General features: G+C 35.2%; 10 protein-coding genes. 6 read left to right on the top strand and 4 right to left on the bottom strand.

From position 1 onward, the window contains the following. Positions 1-350: 350 nt before the first annotated feature. The 6 genes from AABM59_RS04770 to AABM59_RS04795 all read left to right on the top strand — a co-directional run bounded on the left by AABM59_RS04770 (position 351) and on the right by AABM59_RS04795 (position 10,756). Entirely contained in the window at positions 351-3,290 is a 2,940-nt protein-coding gene (locus AABM59_RS04770; RefSeq protein ID WP_338407834.1) for a TonB-dependent receptor, read from the top strand. A gap of 19 nt (positions 3,291-3,309) precedes the next feature. Further along, positions 3,310-4,821, top strand: coding sequence for a RagB/SusD family nutrient uptake outer membrane protein (locus AABM59_RS04775; protein ID WP_338407835.1), 1,512 nt, complete (start codon positions 3,310-3,312; stop codon positions 4,819-4,821). Between the two features lie 104 nt (positions 4,822-4,925). Then, positions 4,926-5,900, top strand: coding sequence for a hypothetical protein (locus tag AABM59_RS04780; protein ID WP_338407836.1), 975 nt, complete (start codon positions 4,926-4,928; stop codon positions 5,898-5,900). Positions 5,901-5,918: 18 nt separating this feature from the next. Then, entirely contained in the window at positions 5,919-8,471 is a 2,553-nt protein-coding gene (locus AABM59_RS04785) for a family 20 glycosylhydrolase (protein ID WP_338407837.1), read from the top strand. Positions 8,472-8,624: 153 nt separating this feature from the next. After that, positions 8,625-9,887 carry an MFS transporter gene (locus tag AABM59_RS04790; protein WP_338407838.1) on the top strand — a complete coding sequence of 421 codons (1,263 nt, stop codon included), beginning with the start codon at positions 8,625-8,627 and terminating at the stop codon, positions 9,885-9,887. A gap of 2 nt (positions 9,888-9,889) precedes the next feature. Continuing rightward, positions 9,890-10,756 (top strand): ROK family protein, encoded by an 867-nt coding sequence (locus tag AABM59_RS04795; protein WP_338407839.1) that lies wholly within the window; start codon positions 9,890-9,892, stop codon positions 10,754-10,756. A gap of 10 nt (positions 10,757-10,766) precedes the next feature. Here the strand turns inward: AABM59_RS04795 and AABM59_RS04800 are convergent, their stop codons facing one another. From AABM59_RS04800 to AABM59_RS04815, 4 genes are all read right to left on the bottom strand, one after another. Continuing rightward, on the bottom strand, positions 10,767-11,924 hold the full coding sequence (locus AABM59_RS04800; protein ID WP_338407840.1) for a DNA-binding transcriptional regulator: 1,158 nt from the start codon (positions 11,922-11,924) through the stop codon (positions 10,767-10,769). A gap of 64 nt (positions 11,925-11,988) precedes the next feature. After that, positions 11,989-14,622, bottom strand: coding sequence for a sugar-binding domain-containing protein (locus tag AABM59_RS04805; protein WP_338407841.1), 2,634 nt, complete (start codon positions 14,620-14,622; stop codon positions 11,989-11,991). A gap of 197 nt (positions 14,623-14,819) precedes the next feature. Beyond that, positions 14,820-16,751 (bottom strand): glucosamine-6-phosphate deaminase, encoded by a 1,932-nt coding sequence (nagB, locus tag AABM59_RS04810; RefSeq protein ID WP_338407842.1) that lies wholly within the window; start codon positions 16,749-16,751, stop codon positions 14,820-14,822. Positions 16,752-17,014: 263 nt separating this feature from the next. Then, complete coding sequence (locus AABM59_RS04815; RefSeq protein ID WP_338407843.1) at positions 17,015-18,964, bottom strand: sialate O-acetylesterase; 1,950 nt, start codon at positions 18,962-18,964, stop codon at positions 17,015-17,017. Positions 18,965-18,980: the final 16 nt, after the last annotated feature.

The following is an 18,980-nucleotide window of genomic DNA, read 5'->3' on the forward strand; positions in this document are numbered from 1 at the left end:
TTCTTTATGGAACCCCAACCTATACAGGTTGGGGTTCTTTTTTTTATAGGTGCGACGTGTTCGCAAGCTCGGTTCGTCGCCTTTCTTTATGGAATCCTCATCATTCATTTGATGAGGATTTTTTGTTTTTGGGAAGTTTTAGAATTTTACGGCATAATTCATTGACCTGTGTTTAGAGTTTAACATTTAATCTTCATTTTGTTAATTACGTGAATTGAGGATAATAATACGTAAACATCTATTTTTTTATTTCTTCTATTAATTATTTTTGAAAAATATTATTATAGTCAATGGAAACAGGAGCTATTTTATGTCTACCAAAATCTTGTATTTTTTAACAAAAATTAATTATGAAGAAACTTTTTAAAAAAACCTTGTTTGTTGCTGCATTCCTACTTGTTTGTAGTTTTGTGCAAGCTCAATCCGTTACCGGAAAGGTAACTGATTCTGACGGACCTTTACCAGGGGTGAATGTTGCAATCCAAAATTCAAAAATCGGAACAACAACCGATTTAGATGGTAAGTTCACATTGAACGATTTACCAAAAGATGCCGTTTTAAGTTTTAGTTATCTTGGGTACACTACTCAAAAAACAACTTTAAATGGTAAAACAACTATCAATGTAACCCTTGTTTCAGACAATGTTGATTTGAAAGAAGTTGTAGTTGTAGGTTTTGGTTCTACTAAGAAAAAGGACATAACTGGTGCGATTGCAGTGGTAAGTTCAAAGGAATTTGAAGGAAGAGCGAATACCGGAATTGGAAACGCCCTTGAAGGCAAGATTGCCGGAGTTCAAATCACGAAACCATCTGGTCAACCACAGGCTGGTTACACCATTAGAGTTAGGGGAACATCAACCATTACGGCTGGTGCAGAACCTTTGTATATTCTTGACGGCATTCCTACTTCTTCAATAAACGACATCAGTCCATCGGATATTGAGTCGATGACGGTTCTTAAAGACGCTTCTTCGGCAGCGATTTATGGTGCCAATGGTTCTAATGGGGTAATTCTTATTACTACAAAAAGAGGTGGAAACCAGAAAACAAAAGTAACATTAGATGCTTACACCTCGTCTTCGACGGTGTCTAAAAAATTAGATGTGCTAGATGCAACTCAATACAAAGCTTTAATGACTGAAATGGGTCAAACTGTTGACTGGAGCCAATATCCTTATAACAATAACTGGCAAGATAAAGTATTAAGAACTGCGATGTCTAAAAACTATTCGTTAGGTGTTTCTGGTGGTGATGAAAAAACAAATTATTATCTTTCTGGAACTTATCTTAATCAAGAAGGGGTTGTAATGACTAATAAAGTAGAACGATATACTTTTAAATTGAATTTGGATCATAAAGTAAGCAAATCTGTAAAAGTTGGGTCAAGCATTGGGTACAGCAAATGGAAAGATGTTGATGTAAATGAAGGTGGAAAGTTTGGGGTAATTTTAAATTCAATAACAGGTGCGCCAGTGACCGATGTTTACAATGCTGATGGAACCTTTTCAATAAATCCATTTATTCCGGATCTTGAAAGTCCTGTTGCCTTGGTTTTAAAAAATGAACACGCTTACCAAAATTATAAATTTAACGGAAATGTATATACAGAAATCTCCATTTTAAAAGACTTGAAATTCAAATCTTTGTTTGGTTTTGAACAATTGAACAGCACCTATAATTCTTGGGTAGATCCGTATACAAGCAGAGAAGGAAGAGGATTCAAGGGTATGGCATCTTTGTCTAAAGATCAAACTTCTTTTTGGAATTTTGAAAACACGCTTAGTTATGCAAAATCATTCAACAAACACAATTTTAATGCTTTAGTAGGTTATATTGCTTCAGAATCTAGTAATTCTTCTGCTTCAATCAATGCTAGAAATTTTGGTTCAGCTGCAGTACAAACCGTAAACGCAGGATCAGTAAGAACAGCTGGTTATAACGAATCGAAAGGAAGAAATGAAGCTGTAATCGGAAGATTAAATTACAGCTATGAAGACAAATATTTATTGACTGGAAATTTCCGTGCTGATGCTTATTCAGGATTTGGAGAAAAAAACAGATGGGGTTATTTTCCTTCGTTTTCAGGAGGTTGGAGAATTTCAAAAGAAGACTTCTTTAGTGGTGTAAGCGCAATAAATGATTTTAAACTGAGAGCAGGTTGGGGTGAAGTAGGAAACGGTCAAGTGGGGCCTTTTTCTCACTATGGTCTAGTAAATCCTGGAGCTCCTTATGTTATAGGTGGTTCAGTTGTACCGGGTTCAAATCCTTCAACACTTGAAAGTTCTGATCTTAAATGGGAAAAAACCGAGCAAACTAATATTGGTATTGATATTTCATTGTTGAAAAATCGTTTGTCTTTGACAACTGACTATTACATCAAGAAAACAAGTGATATGTTGCTTAAAAAAATAATTCCTTCCAGTACTGGATTTTCAAAAGCATTATTAAATGTTGGAGCAATGGAAAACAAGGGTTTTGAATTTTCGGTAAGTTCTAAAAACTTAGAAAACGAATTAAAATGGAATACTGATTTTAATATTTCATTTAATAAAAGCAAAATCACCAGTCTTCCTGGAGGTAGCATACAATTAGGGCAACTTAATAACGATGGTCGAGGTTTAGTTGCCATAGCGAAAGAAGGACAACCATTAGGGACTTTTTATGGTTATGTTTCTGAAGGAGTTGATCCAGCAACAGGAAATATCAAATATAAAGATATTGATGCTAGCGGTGATTTAAGTGACGGTGACAAAACTATTATTGGTAATGCAAATCCTAAATACACTTTCGGATTGGCAAATGATTTTAAATATAAAAACTGGTCGTTCAATATCTTCTTCCAAGGAGTACAAGGAAATGATATTTTTAATGCCACTAGAATTGATACAGAAGGGATGTATAATGCAAACAATCAATTGACCACTGTATTAAATCGCTGGACTACAGCAGGTCAAATCACTGATATGCCAAGAGCAGATTTTGCAGGAACTAACAATGTTCTAGTTTCTTCAAGATATGTTGAAAATGGTTCTTATGTAAGATTGAAATCATTGACTCTAGGTTACAGTCTTCCTGAAAATTTGGTAAGCAAATTAAGTATGAGTAAAGTGCGTTTCTATTTAACTGCCGAAAATCTATTTACTTGGACAAAATATTCAGGATTAGACCCAGAACTTAGTATTTACGGAAGAAGTAATGATAACTCTTTAAAGAACATTGCACCAGGTATAGATTACGGAACCTACCCACAAACTAGAGATATTATTTTTGGTTTAAACCTTTCTTTTTAATCACATAAAATAAAACAGTATGAAAAATATATATAATAAATTAAGGATAGTAGGATGTTCTTTGATAGTTGTCGCGCTTTCTTCGTGCAGTTCAGACTTCTTAGATGTAGCTCCTACATCTACCCTTACAACAGGTAACGCCTATAATTCGGCTCAAGACCTTAGTAATGCACTAAATGGCGCCTATAGAACTTTTTATGAAGAATATTATCAATGGGATAATGTTCTTTTAGGCGATGTTCGTTCGGATAATTCTTATAATGCCAATGGAGATTCTCCGATTGACGCTTATGATCAACTAAATATTACAACAAGCAACAATAGGATGATGGCTAACTGGAGTCAGTTATATACTGGAATAGCCCGCGCCAATATTATTTTAGAAAAAATAAAAAGCGTTAATGATCCGGAATTAGATAAAAATAATCTAAGACAAAACATCATCGGACAAGCAAGTTTCTTGAGAGCATTTCACTATTTTCAGTTAGTAAGAAATTATGGTGGTGTACCAATCGAACTTCATTCTAATTCAACTGATCCTGGTACAATCAATTTACCTCGCTCAACTGAAAAAGAAGTTTATGATCAAATTGATGCTGACCTTCAAATCGCATTGGCAAACTTGCCTGATTCTTATGCAGGTGGTGCAAGCGAAAACAAGGCTAGAGCTACAAAAGGTGCTGCAAATGCTTTAATGGCAAAAATATGGGCGCAAAGAAGCGATAGAGATTACAATAAAGTGTTAGCCTATGCGAATGCTGTAATCAGTAGCCCTGCAGGCTATGGTCTAGTTGCTAATTATGCTGACCTTTTTGACGGAGCTCATTATTTCAGTAAAGAATCTATCTTGGAAATCTCTTTCCAAGGAGGTAACTGGGATGTATCTAACTGGGGTGTTCAATTGTTTTTGGCTCCAGAAGATGGATGGCAAAAATATGCTACTCCTTCTAAAAATTTAATTGCAGCTTATGATGCTCAAGGTGATGCAGTTCGTAAAAACGCAAGTGTTGTTTTTTGGGATAACCTAGACTGGGCTGACGAAAACTGGAATCCTTGTGGAGACAAAACTATAGCGGTTCCTTTTGTATACAAAGAAAAACATGCTGCAGGATGGAATAGTGGTGATCATCCTTATTTGTTACGTCTTGATGATGTTATCCTGATGAAAGCTGAAGCTCAAAACGAATTAGGAGATTTAGCTGGAGCATTAGTTACTACTAATCAAATTCGTACCAGAGTTGGTTTGCCTAATCTTGTCTCAGCATCAAAAGCAGATATGAAAACTAAAATCTTAAACGAAAGAAGATTAGAGTTGGCTTTTGAAGGCGAACGTTGGTATGATTTAGTTCGTGCAGGTGTTGCTACTACTGTGATGAACGCTTTAAATGAAGTTAAATATACTTGTGGTGGTGGAACTCAAAGTGCTCCAATTAGCATTAACTACAACTGTACAGATGCTAAATGGTTGTGTCCAATACCACAGTTAGAAAGAGATACAAATCCTAATCTGACTCAAAATCCTGGATATTAGTAATTTTTTATAATACAATGTTTGATTAGTTTTTTAATTATTGAATACTTCGGAGGTTTTCTTCGAAGTATTCTTTATTTTTATACACTATTAAAAATGCGATTATGAACAATAAAACAACATCTTTTCTGAGTTTTTTTATTCTGGTTGTTCTGTTTTCCTGTTCTACCAGTTCCAGTCAAAATAATCCAGTTCCTGTAATGCCTCCCGTTGACAATACGCCTCAACCCGTACTCTCAGGGAAAATGGTCTATCATAGTTATTCCTGTTATAATTGCAATGATTCAAAAATATTTCTTTATAATTTCAGCACCAATGAAAGAACAATATTAAGTCAAAATTGGACTATTACAAATCCAATGAATGCCCATTTCTCACCCGATGGGACAAAGATTGTATTTATGGGAATTTCCCAAACGAATAACAGTTGGGATGTTTTTATTTATACTTTAGGGACGAATGTTCAGCCAATAAATCTTACCCAAAATTCTTTAGGAAGAGATGAGGATCCAAAGTTTTCTCCTGATGGTTCTAAAATTGTTTTCAAACAAAATGGAATATTAAAAGAAATGGATACTACAGGAAATATTTTGAGGACATTTACCGTTCCTAACACTGAAGCTTCAATGCCTTATTATACTTCTGATGGTAACAGTATTGTATATTCAGGTAATGAATCCAAAAATGCTACAGCAGACATTATTAAATATTCGATTTCAGATGGCACCACACAGTTATTAGCTTCGATGGTAAATATCAACGAATATTATCCAATCGTCATTGATGCCAATACTTTTTTATTTTCTCGTTCGAGCGGAACTGATCAGGTTTATTTGGGTTATTTTAATGGCACAGCATCTATAAAATTGCCTATCAACGAATCGGACGCAGATTTCTCGGACGCTTATCCAGTTGATAGTCACACCGTTTTACTTTCTAGTACTAAAACGGGTGGAAGAGGAGAATATGATTTGTATTTAGCAGATAAAACCACGGGCAAAAAGTGGTCGTTAAATCTTTATAATCCTTATATTAACAGTGCCAATAACGAATTAGGAGGATGTTATTCCCCTTTGTAATTCACAAAAATAAACTTTATGAAACGTTCCCTAATTATTTTAGTAGCCCTTTTTGTCCATTCAATTTCAGCTAACTCGCAGAAGAAACCTTCTTTTGATGTAAATAAATTGCAAATCAATTGGGAATTGATAACCAATAATTATAATAAAGAGGAAAAAGTGCTCACTTCTTTGAAGTTTACAAATACTGGCAAAACCTTTTTTCCGGCCTCAGGGTGGACAATTTATTTTAATTACAGCCGCAATACTACTCCAACTTTGAACTCAAAAGACTTTAGTATTACACACATTAATGGAGACATTAGCCAGCTTAAATCTACTTCAAACTTCAAAGGATTAAAGCCCAATCAAAGTGTTTATTTTTCATTTATCTCCAATGGGAAGATTCTTAATCTCACCTATGCTCCCGCAGGATTATATATTGTTTGGGACACAAATCCCGAAAAAGGATACAACATTACAAACTATATTATGAAACCCATTGTGGATTCATCCGTCAATTTTGTCACCACCGAAACCACTTATAACAACGACAAATCAATAGAAAACATTCCGGTTGAAAGTTTGCCAAAAATCTTTCCTTCTCCAAAATATTTTAAAGCCAATGAAGGAAATTTTGTTTTGGAGAACAATGTCAACATTCAATCAGATTCCCAATTTTTAAGCGAAGCCAATTACCTTTCGAATGAATTGAACAAAGTTCTCGAAGGAAATATTTTCGTTAATTCAAACGCCAATAACGGAAAACAAATCATTCTAAAGAAAGCAGACTTAAAACACGAAGAATATATTCTTGATATTCAATCCAATAAAATTGAAATTTCGGCTTCATCAGGAAGCGGAATTTTTTATGGAATCCAATCATTGAAATCCCTATTACCTGCAGCATCTTGGAAGAAAAAATTAAAATCTATTCTAGTTTCCAATTGTTACGTAAAAGACGAACCTCGGTTTGGATACAGGGGTTTTATGTTTGACGTGGCACGAAATTTCCAAACCAAAGAAACCATCTTTAAAATGCTGGACGCAATGTCATTGTATAAAATGAACAGTTTTCATTTTCATTTTAGTGACGACGAAGGCTGGCGAATTGAAATTCCATCCTTGCCCGAACTGACTGATATTGGCGGAAAACGTGGACATACAACGAACAGCAAAGACTTTTTACCATCATCTTATGGAGGCGGTCCAGAAATGGGAGTTTATCCTGGAAGTGGTTATTATTCGAGACAGGATTTCATCGAAATATTAAAATATGCCACCGAAAGACATATTCAGGTAATTCCGGAAATTGAATCGCCAGGACACAGTCGAGCCGCAATAAAAGCGATGGATTCACGGTATAATAAATTTATGAAACTCGGAAATCAAGTGGAAGCCGAACGTTATTTGCTTCGAGATTTAAACGATAAATCCGTTCATACCTCGGCGCAACTTTGGAAAGATAATATTATGTGTGTGGCTTTGCCGTCAACCTATACTTTTATGGAAAAAGTAATTGACGAAATTTTGGCAATGTATAAAGATGCCAATGCGCCAATCGAAACGATTCATCTTGGCGGTGACGAAGTGCCAAGCGGAACTTGGAAACTTTCGCCTTTGTGCAACAAACTAATTGCTGATGATGACAAACTCAATTCAACTGATGATCTTTGGTATTATTATTTTGACAAGATGGAAAAAATTGCTTCAAAACATAATCTTGCAGTTTCTGGTTGGGAAGAAGTTGCTATGCGAAAAACAGTTTTGGACGGCAAAAAAACATATATTCCTAATCCTGATTTTGCCAATAAAGGATTTCGTGCTTATGTTTGGAACAATGGAATTGGCTGGGGTTCGGAGGATTTACCGTATCAATTAGCCAATGCAGGTTACAAAGTCGTGCTTTCCTGTGTGAGCAATTTGTACTTCGATTTGGCTTACGAAAAAGCAGCCGATGAGCCAGGATATAATTGGGCTGGATTTAATAATATCGACAAACCGTTCTATTTTATTCCTTTCGATTATTATAAAAACACCAAGGAAGACACTGACGGAAATCCTATTGATTCGAGTTTGTTTAACACAAAAGAGCGTTTGACCGATTATGGAAAATCAAATATTCTTGGAATTCAAGGGCAGCTTTTCAGTGAAAATGTTCGAAATACGGGAATATTGGAATACTTATTATATCCAAAACTATTGGCATTGGCCGAACGTGCTTGGGCACAAGATCCTGTTTGGTCAACAGAAAATGATAAAAGTAAAAGAGAAATCCTGTACAACAAAGATTGGTCAACATTTGTAAATGTTCTTGGAAAAAAAGAAATGCCTCGTTTGGATTATTATTCAGGAGGATTTGGGTATCGAATTCCACCAGTTGGAGCAATTGTCGAAAACGGGGAAGTAATTGCCAATATTCAACAGCCTGGATTCATAATTCGTTACACAATAGATGGCTCTGAGCCAACAAATAATAGTGTAATTTACAAAAAACCAATTTTAACAAAAGGTAAAATCACGCTTTGTGCATTTTCCAGTAATGGAAGAAAAGGAAAGTTGACCATCATTGAAAACAAGGAAAAGGAATAAAATCACATCTAATTTTGGTTGTTTATGTGAACTGATTCTTGCGTATTTTGCATATAAAAATACGCAGATTAAGCATTCATACTATAAAAGTTATGTTACTATTGTGCAAAGTAGCCGTTTATTATAGGATCTACTAATAGTAATCTATAGAGGATGAAAAAAAACATTTCTAAACATAAAATTCATTACGCAATTATCGCTTTGATAATGTTGATTTTCTTTGTAATTTCATTTATTACAAATATTCTTAATTCAATAATTGTTGATGTTAAAACAAGTTTTGACTTGAGTTTAACACTAACAGGATTATTGCCTTTCTCCTTTTTTATTGCTTACGGGGTAATGTCAATTCCCGCTGGATTTCTCTCTGAAAGATACAATGAAAAAAAATTATTAGCGGCCTCTTTTTTGGTCATGATGATTGCTTCGTTGCTTTTTGTAATTTTCCCGGTATATATTGTTTTTAGCTTAACACTTTTTAGTTTAGGTTGTTGTATGGCAGTATTACAAGTAGTTATTAATCCTATGTTGCGAGTGGCTGGAGGTGAAGAACATTTTGCCTTTAATTCTGTGTTGGCACAAGTAGTATTTGGTCTAGCCTCTTTTGCAAGTCCTTATTTGTATCAAAATATAGCAGGTAGGGATACTGGAGAAAACTTCGTTACTAATATTTTAAGAAGTTCAGTTCCATACAATATGCCTTGGGCATCCTTGTATGTTGTTTTTTTGGTGATTTGCTTTGCGTTATTTCTTGTTGTGCTATCAACTAAGTATCCTGATTTTAAAAAAAATGAAGATGAAAAAGCTGGTAATTCGAGTTCCTATCTAGATCTTATGAAAAATAAATGGACGTTACTTTTCTTTATTTCCATTTTTTGTTATACCGGTATCGAGCAAGGAATAGGGAATTGGATTTCACAATTTTTAAAGCAATACCACAGTTTCAACGAAAAAACAATTGGAGCAAATACAGTTGCCTATTTTTGGGCAATGCTTACTGTTGGCTGTCTATTGGGCTTGGTTTTGTTGAAAATAATAGATAGCCGTAAAATTTTAATCGTGACTTCAATTGCAGCTATTGCTTCTTTGTTATTTGCATTAACAGGAAGTTCAGAAGTTGCCTTAATTTGTTTCCCTTTAGTTGGTTTTTTTATATCGGTGATGTGGTCAATCATCTTTTCGTTGGCATTAAATTCTGTAAGCACTCACCACGGTTCTTTATCCGGGATTCTATGCACTGGGATTACCGGTGCCGCAATTATACCTTTTATTATTGGTTGGATAGGGGAGTTAACAAGCCTAAAAATTGGAATGTTTTTTCTTTTCATACCGATGGGTTTTGTTTTGTCAATTGGATTTTGGGCTTCACCATTGGTGAACAATAAAATAATTAGTTTTAAAAAATCGAATTTATAGTTATGGATAGCATAGTATTGGGAATTGATATTGGTGGAACTTACCTAAAAATTGGTCGGGTGGAGAATGGTAGCATAGTAAAACAAACTTTTAATAGCGTTGATAGTAAAGCTAAGGAAAAGGAAACTCTTTCCTCTCTTTTCGAAGCTATCGACAGCATTATAAATTCAGACGTTACTGCCATTGGAATTGGGGTTCCTGCAGTTGTAGATCCTATAACAGGGGTCGTTTATGATGTGCAAAATATCCCTTCCTGGAAAGAAGTGGCGTTGAAAGAAATAATAGAAAAACGTTATAATCTTCCTGTTTACCTGAATAATGATGCTAATTGTTTTGCTTTGGGGGAAAAAATATTTGGAAAGGGAAAAAAATATGAAAATTTCATTGGACTGTCAATTGGAACTGGAATCGGCATGGGAATTATTATCAATAACAATCTATATAATGGGGTTCTTTGTGGTGCAGGAGAAGTAGGGATGTTACCATACAAAGATGGAATTATGGAAGAATATTCCAGTAGTTTTTTCTTTTCTAAAAACTATCAGAAAACCGCAGAGGAATTAAGCTTGAGTGCCGCCGAAGGAAATGAAACCGCTTTGCAAGCCTATGCTGAATTTGGATTTCATTTGGGAGAATGTATTAAATCTATTTTGTATATGTATGCACCAGAAGCAATAATTATTGGAGGTTCCATTAGCAAGTCTTTTTTGCTTTTCAAAGAATCTATGGAGTTGTCCTTGAAATCATTTGCTTATCAAAAACAGATAGAGGGTTTAAAAATTGAGACTTCAAATCAAGAGGGAATCGCCATTTTAGGAGCGGCTTCGCTTTGTTTTCAAGATGTGGAAAATCCTGTTTTGCCAAAATAAATAGCTCTCCTTATTTAGCGTTGGCTTTTCTATACTGAAGTGGTGAACAGCCGTTGATTTGTTTAAACAATCTTGACAGGTTTTTGTTGTCGTTGAAACCTGCTTCGATGGCAATTTCATTGATAGATTTTTCAGATTCTAAAAGTTTATCAGAGAATTTTTCGATGCGCAACTGGCAAATGTATTTGTAAACTGCTGACCCTGTCACTTCAAGAAATCTCTTTTCGAGTGCTCTTCTAGAAATGGATACTTTTTTTAAAACATCAATCACATTGATATTGTTTTCTATGTTTTGATGAATAAAATTTAACGCCATTGCAATTTGAGCATCGGTTGTGGCACAAATATCAGTCGATTGTCTTGTGTAAATTGTGGTAGGTTTTACAATAATATCATAAGGTTCTTGGTCTTTGTTTTCAATTAAAAACCGCATTAGTTTGGCAGTTTCATAACCACCTTTTTCAACATCCAGGCCGATGCTGGATAATGGCGGATCTGACAAATTGCAGGTAAGTTCGTCATTGTCGACTCCTAAAACTGAAACTTCTTCAGGGATTTTTATTTTAGATTGTTTGCAAGCTCCCGTAATATATTGGGCTCTTTCATCGTCACACGCCATAATGGCTATGGGTTTTGGCAATGAAGTAAGCCATTTGCTCAATGCAGACGGTTTGTAATACCATAGTTCTCGCGACAGAATTTTATGGGGCTTGAAAAAATGAACTTTTCCACCTTGTTTTACAATGTAATCTTCGTATCCTTCGGCTCTTTCCCGCGACCAAACAATGTCATTAAAACCATAAAAAGCAAAATTTTTATATCCTTTATTGATGAAGTATTTTGCTCCCATTTGTCCCGTTTCAAAATAAGGTCCCGTAATATTTGGAAACTCCGTGAAACGTTCTTTAAAATCTTCGACTATAACTGGGATATTCGTTTCTTTTAGCTTTTTTATATCAGCGGTATTATATAATTGGGCAATAATTCCATCTGCTTTCCATTCTTTGGCAAACTTTATAAGGTTGTCCATACTCAAGTCTTCCCTATAATGTAAAGGCATTCTACAGAATATCCACGGACCATTTTCTTTTGAATATTTGGTTACGCCTTTTAAAAGGCTTTTGCCATAATCTTCAGAAATATCAATAAGCAATATTATTTTATACATTCTTTTATCAAGTTTTGGATTACCAAAGTTACTTAATAAATCATCATCTAAAAAATTTGCCTTTTTACTCAAGAGAATAGGTTTGCGTATTAATATTCCAGCCTGAAATTATAAGATTCAATTTATGGTCTGATATCAATTTTTTTGGAATAATACATTTTATAGTCCTTTTTTCATCAGGTAATACACTCAAAAAATTATCATCCCAAAAAACCGGAAAAAGTGTATTACCAGTTTTATCCACTATTTTTAAATTAGTAAAAAAGGCCATTTTCGAATTAGTGTTTTCCAAAGTGACGTTCAATTCTAAATTGTTTTCAATAGTTTTTGTAGAATATGTTGTCGTGATTTCTGATTTTGGCAAATCATTTAGTTTAGTAAAATTGGCATATTCTTTCAAAGGCGTGTTTCCCCAAAAAGTTTTGTCCCAGTCGAAAACATCTTTTTTATTGGACAACCAATAAAAATTAGACGCAATTTGAATTCCTTTTTCATCGAATAATTTCAAGTCAAGAAATACATTTTCAGAATAATTTTCCAATTTTAAAATAGATTGGGAAGTGATAGATTGGATGTCAAATTGCACAGTTTCTGTCTTTAACAAATTAGAATTAAAGTCAAAAACTTGAATTTGTACTTTAAGGTTTTGTTCTGGATTTAACGATTCGTTTACTGCTACTATTTCATTTTTGGCATAATCATAAATCAATTGATTGATGATGTTTGCTTTTCGAGTGGCATAATAACTGGAGGTTGGCAACAAATAGTAATCATACAATTGCCAATAAAATGACGGCCAAGCCGAGTTGAGCATCCATTGAATAATGCCCGTAGATTGTGGGATTCTTGCCCGAAATCCCTCGAACATTCCGCTCATCGCTTCATATCCAAGAACATCAGATTTTATTAAATATTCGTTTAAATCTTTGGCTTTTCCGTAGCGGTTTTCCAAGTTAAGCGTGTTGACATCCAAGTTTCGAAATGCCACAGCCGAATGAGTACAATGATAATCCCAAGCTGCGTTTATTGGCCAAAGTTTGTCTTCTGGAATCATTTTTTTAATACTTTCCAATGAAGGAATTGCTGCTCCTGGAGAAGTTTCGGTGTTGAAACCAAAAGCGCCTCCGTTTTTTGTATCTTCAAACCAATAATTGGGCGAAACATATTCATAAGGTCCATTCATTTTCACGCCAACAGGACCGCTTACTTCGCTTGTTCGTGTTCCAGCAGTCAACAAATAAGGGCGATTGTCAATTTTTTCAATCAGGTTTTTATATTTGATTTCCAATTCAGGTTTTGGCAATTTATCACTCCCTAAAAACCACACAAAAATACTCGGATGGTTTCTTAACCAATGAATTTGGTCAGTCAAGGATTCAAGAGCGAGATTGACATCGGCTTCTGTTTGGATTCCGCCAAAAGCATCGCAGGGTTTTCCTAAATATTCTTCCCATTCCCATTGACAACTCCAGCCAACCATTGCCATAATTCCGTATTTATCGCACAAATCATAGACTTCTTGTGATGTTCCCCAAATACTTTCGAATCGCAAAGTATTTAGATTCATATGTTTTACATATTGCAACTGGGTTTCTAAACTTTGGTTCGTGTCTCGAAGGAAAATATCGTCTGTCCAACCGGCTCCCTTGATTAATATTTTTTTGCCATTCAGTATAAATCCTTTGTGTCCTTCAGGTGTAAAATAGGTTTCTATTTCTCGAATGCCAAAAGTGATTTCATCTGAATCACTTGTATTTTTTTTGGTTTCGAAGCGTAGCGAAAGCTTTTGTAGATTAGGTTCGCCAAGATTATTGCACCACCAAAGCTTCGGGTTTTTAATGTACAAAGAAGCAATTTCTTTCGAAGTTAAGGTTACATCTCGACTTTCTTTTGGATTCAAATTTACAGGATAACGAAATTCGTTCTCGCCAATTTTTCCGATTAATGATCCAGAAACAACTTTTGAAGTATAATTTTTGAGTTCAGTTTTTACGGTCAGCCAAGCTTCTTTGAGTGTTGTAGTATTTACTTTAGATTGCACAGCTGTATTTTTCAATCCCACTTTGCCATCAATTTCAATATATACAGGACGCCAAATTCCCATATTTTCATCCAAAGGTCTTGGATTCCAATCGACAAAACCTGCGTTAAAATCACCGGGTTGTGCCCGGAATATTTCAACAGCAAGAACATTTCCTTTCTTTTTGGCTAAAGCCGTAATATCAAATTCAAATTGCCTAAATGTTCCAAAGACTTTGTCGCGTGAAGCTATTAACTTTCCGTTTAACCAAATATTGGCATAATAATTTATCCCGTCAAAATGCAGGGAAATGTTGTTTTCTGGATTGATGCTTGGCAAATCAAATTCGGTTTTATACCACCAAGAATCATCAAATTGGGTTTTGTCTATTTTAGTATAATTACCACCTACAAAAATGTCTTTGTACAAGCCATTTGCAGTCAAAACCCCCATAACCGTTGACGGCACGCTAGCGCTGTACCAACTTTCAGAAATATTGGCGGCGGAAGAAATGGATGCGCCATCGCTTAAAACCTTCTTGTTTTGTTGAACTTTCCAGTTTTCTTTCAATACTATTTGTCTCGATATATTAGATTTCCCTGAAGAAAAGGATTGCTGCGAAAAGGCAATAAGTAACAATAAAATAATTACGCTTGATGTTTTTTTTATGATTTTCATAAATTATCTTTTTTAATCTTTGAGCTGTATTGTTTTTAAAAATTGTGTGTGATAACAAAATTACGAAAATATAACGCCATTTAGTTTATGGTATTATCGCTTATTTTTCAATTAAGATTGGCATCATATTATAAAAATCCCTGCAAGTTTATTTAATACCTGCAGGGAAACCAAACTAAAAAGCTAACCAAAACTTTTTAAAAATAATATCTTTTAAATGCTTCCATAGCAGTGTATTCCGCAAGACCCAGAGCATTATATTTATCTGCCGTGTTTTCCGTCCTTTCTTCCACCCTTACCCAAAATTCTCTCGAATCTTCACCTTGAAACATCACGTTGTCTTTTTGGGATTGATGGTAGAAAATAGCTTTTCGTTTCTTTAACACCTGATCTTCACTCATAGGAACAGCCATTTCGATTTCATGCGGTTCCCATTCGTGCCAAGCGCCACGATACAACCAAACCCAACAATCATTCATAAATGGTTTTGATTTTAATTCTTCAATGGCAGCAAAAATTGCGTCCAGACAAACTTTATGAGTTCCGTGAGGATCTGCTAAATCGCCTGCCGCATAAATTTGGTGGGGTTTAATTTTTGCAATAAGTGTACTTATAATTTCAATATCCTCTGAACCTAAATTGTTTTTCTTGACAGTTCCCGTTTCATAAAAGGGCATGTCCAAAAAGTGAACCTGATTATCTGGAAGTCCTAAATATCGAGTTGCGCCCAATGATTCTTTTCGTCTGATTTGGCCTTTTATTTTGCGAATTATTATTTCGTCGGTTTTACTAATTTTTCTTGTTTGCAAAGAAAGAATTACATTTTTTATGGTCTCATTATTGTCATCGGCAATATCCAAGGCAACTTCGGCATATCGCAGGGCTTCTTCGTCAGAAACCGCAATGTTTCCAGAGGTTTGATAGGCAATGTGAACTTCATGTCCTTGCTCTACAAGTCTGTCGAATGTTCCTCCCATCGAAATCACGTCGTCGTCTGGATGTGGACTGAAAATGATGACTTTTTTCCTTGCGGGCAACGCTCTTTCTGGTCTGTTTTCGTCGCTTGCGTTTGGTTTTCCTCCCGGCCATCCAGTAATGGTGTGTTGTAACTTGTTAAACATTTTTATGTTTAAATCATAAGCCAAACCTTCTTCGGCAAGTAAACCTGACATTCCATTGTCATTGTAATCCTTGTCGTTTAGCTTTAAAACCGGTTTTTTTGATTTTGCACAAAGCCAAACGATTGCCTTACTTTTTAATTCTTCTGTCCAAATGCAGGATGAAACTAACCAAGGGGTTTTTATCCGGGTAAGCTCAGACGAAGCTTCTTTGTCCAATACAAACGTGGTATTGTTATGACTTTGTAAATAAGTGGCTGGAACTTGTGATGAAACATCACCTTCGATGGTTTCTCTAATGATGTCTGCTTTATTTTCTCCCCAAGCCAAAAGCACGATTCTTTTCGCTTTTTTTATGGTTCCAATTCCCATTGTAATTGCTCTTCGAGGCACATTGTTTATTCCCAGAAATGACTGTGCGGCGTCAGCTCTAGTAATGTGATTCAAAGTGATGCTTCTTGTTCCAGAATTGGAGTGGGAACCTGGCTCGTTAAAACCAATATGTCCTGTTCGTCCGATTCCGAGTAATTGAAAGTCTAATCCTCCTGCATTTAGAATGGCGGCTTCATAGTCCAAGCAGTATTGATCTAGGTTTTCTTGGGCAATCATTCCGTTCGGAATATGCACGTTTTCAGCTTTTATGTCGATATGCTTGAAAAGATTTTCGTGCATAAAATAGTGGTAACTTTCAACATTATCTTTTTCCATCGGATAATATTCGTCAAGATTGAAAGTGATTACATTGCCAAAACTCAATCCTTCTTCCTGATGCAATCTGATTAATTCTTCGTAAACTTTTATGGGTGAAGATCCTGTGGCAAGCCCCAAAATGCAATTTTCGTTTTTGGATTGTTTTTCTTTAATTAAACCGGCTATTTCCTGAGCTACTATTTTTGAAGCGATTTCAGATGACTTGAAAATTGTGTTGTGTATTTTTTCAAATCTTGTCTCTTCAAATTGTCCTGGTTCTTTATGTGAAATCGAAAAATTGTTGTTGTCTTGATTTTGCATTTTATTATAAAGGGTTTGTTTTGTTTAATCAATGCTACAAATCTATTTCTAAATGTAAAAAAAGAAATAGGAATATGCGTATTTTATTCTTCAAATTGCGCATAGTGTCTTTGTCGGGTTTGTTGTTTTTTTTTCTAAAACCGATTAAAATGTTGCATTCCTGACAAATTTAAACAAACAATATTATTTTGGAAAAAAAATAAAAAAAGTGCAAGAATTATTTCTTGCACTTTTGATAAAATGATGAATTCTTTTTAATAAAATTACTTTACCATTTTATATTTTACTGTTTCCGTAACGTTTTTCCAATTATCTGTTCTGAATGGTTCTGCTGGAAATCTCTCTTTGTTGTAAAGATTGTCGTCGCTGGCATCATCTGCCCAGCCAAAATGAATCGCGATAGGATTTGGAACATTGTCGCAGTAAATAATCACTTTGTTATCGAGAATTTGGGCATTGGCAAAATAAAACACCATGTCTTCTCCCGCAACTTCGAATCCTTTTACACATCCATATTTATCAGGAGTTGATAATCCTGAACCTATATTTTCGAAGGAAACCACAATCTTGTTTCCTTGTATCTCCATTGATTTGAAAGTTGGCCCACTACATACAATATTTTGTTTATAAACATTTTTTAAGGCAATTGCCGCCAAACGTTTTCCAACATCTTGTTTGTTTTTTGGATGAATGTCGTTTGGATTTCCAATGTCGGTTGTAACGCACATTCCGGTATTTGGCAATTGTAAAGTTTGGGTTTGAATTTCCCGAAGTTCTGCCCACATACTTCCATCATTACTGTTGCCATTAGTTTCATTAAAGCTAGATAATTGAACAAAATAAAAAGGAAAATCATCCTGATTCCACTTTTTTCTCCAGTCGTTTATCAATAACGGAAATGCTTTTTTGTATTGTTGCGCCCTCCAAGCATTGGTTTCGCCTTGATACCACAAAACACCCTGGAAAGCATAAGGAATTAAAGGATTTACCATTGCATTGTACAACAACGAAGGGTAACTATTTGGACTAATATCGCTATTTATGGATTCAACTTGGTATTTCCATTTTCCTTTTAAGGGAATGGTTTCATCTCCAATGGTGAGTTTGAAATCATTGGATTCGCCATATATTCCGCCACCTCCGCCGCCATCAACTACTCTGATGGAGATGATATTTGTGCCATCTTTTAAGATTCCTGCTGGAATAGAATATTTTCTTTGGGCATCCCAAACATTATTTCTTCCCACTTCTACACCATTAATGTATGTAATGTCTTCATCGTCAATCTTGGATAATTCAATTGTGGCCACTTTTCCGGCATCGTTTGCTGAAAGTATAATTGATTTTCGCAACCAAACTATGCCGTCAAACTCACCCAAATCTTGACTTTCCCAAAGTTCAGGTTCGTTGATTTCTGGCCAAGCCGAATCGTTGAATTCGAATTCTTTAAACATTTCTGCTTTCGCTGGATTTATTTTGGAACCTTGAAGTTCTTCTACTCTTTTTGCTATTGATTTATTGAAAACCTTCGAAATAGAATCAAGATTAACGTTGGGCATTTCGGCAATCATTTCTTTGAATTCATCACTGCTTTCGAATGCTTCTCGGCTTGTCCAAGTTTCTGAACCCGTTCCGCCCCAAGAAGTATGGATTAGCCCAATCGGGATTTTTAATTCCGCATAGATTTTTTTGGCAAAAAAGTAACCCACGGCCGTAAAACTCCCCACGGTTGATTTATTGCAAACTTCCCATTTTCCTGATTTTACGTCGTCTTTTGGCAAGGAACTAACGTCTCTGGCAACAGTAAATTCTCGGATAAAAGGATAATCGGCATCGTTTATTTCTTTCTCGGCATTGGCTGCTTCGCTAACTGTGAACGCCATATTCGATTGTCCGCTGCAAATCCAAACTTCGCCAACCAAAACATTTTTTATGACAATTTTATTTTTCCCTTTGACGGTTAATTCATAGGGTCCGCCAGCATTTTCGGCGTCTAAACGGATTATCCATTTTCCGTTTTTGTCGGCTTTTGTGGTTTTTGTTTGCTTATTGAATTGGACTTCTATTTTTTCATTGGCATCCGCCCAGCCCCAAACCGGAATCAATTTATTTCTTTGCAAAACCATATCATCAGCAAATAATTTGGGCAAGCGAACATTGGCATTGGCACAAATACTGAATGCCAATAATAGAAATAATAACTGCTTTTTCATTTTTTGAATTGTTGTT

Origin of the sequence: uncultured Flavobacterium sp., assembly GCF_963925185.1 — a bacterium.
Lineage (GTDB): Bacteria > Bacteroidota > Bacteroidia > Flavobacteriales > Flavobacteriaceae > Flavobacterium.

Bases quoted from the DNA above. Each gene is read 5' to 3' on its own strand.
- AABM59_RS04770 (WP_338407834.1), top strand. From the start codon at position 351: ATGAAGAAACTTTTTAAAAAAACCTTGTTTGTTGCTGCATTCCTACTT.
- AABM59_RS04775 (WP_338407835.1), top strand. From the start codon at position 3,310: ATGAAAAATATATATAATAAATTAAGGATAGTAGGATGTTCTTTGATA.
- AABM59_RS04780 (WP_338407836.1), top strand. From the start codon at position 4,926: ATGAACAATAAAACAACATCTTTTCTGAGTTTTTTTATTCTGGTTGTT.
- AABM59_RS04785 (WP_338407837.1), top strand. From the start codon at position 5,919: ATGAAACGTTCCCTAATTATTTTAGTAGCCCTTTTTGTCCATTCAATT.
- AABM59_RS04790 (WP_338407838.1), top strand. From the start codon at position 8,625: ATGAAAAAAAACATTTCTAAACATAAAATTCATTACGCAATTATCGCT.
- AABM59_RS04795 (WP_338407839.1), top strand. From the start codon at position 9,890: ATGGATAGCATAGTATTGGGAATTGATATTGGTGGAACTTACCTAAAA.
- AABM59_RS04800 (WP_338407840.1), bottom strand. From the start codon at position 11,924: ATGTATAAAATAATATTGCTTATTGATATTTCTGAAGATTATGGCAAA.
- AABM59_RS04805 (WP_338407841.1), bottom strand. From the start codon at position 14,622: ATGAAAATCATAAAAAAAACATCAAGCGTAATTATTTTATTGTTACTT.
- nagB (WP_338407842.1), bottom strand. From the start codon at position 16,751: ATGCAAAATCAAGACAACAACAATTTTTCGATTTCACATAAAGAACCA.
- AABM59_RS04815 (WP_338407843.1), bottom strand. From the start codon at position 18,964: ATGAAAAAGCAGTTATTATTTCTATTATTGGCATTCAGTATTTGTGCC.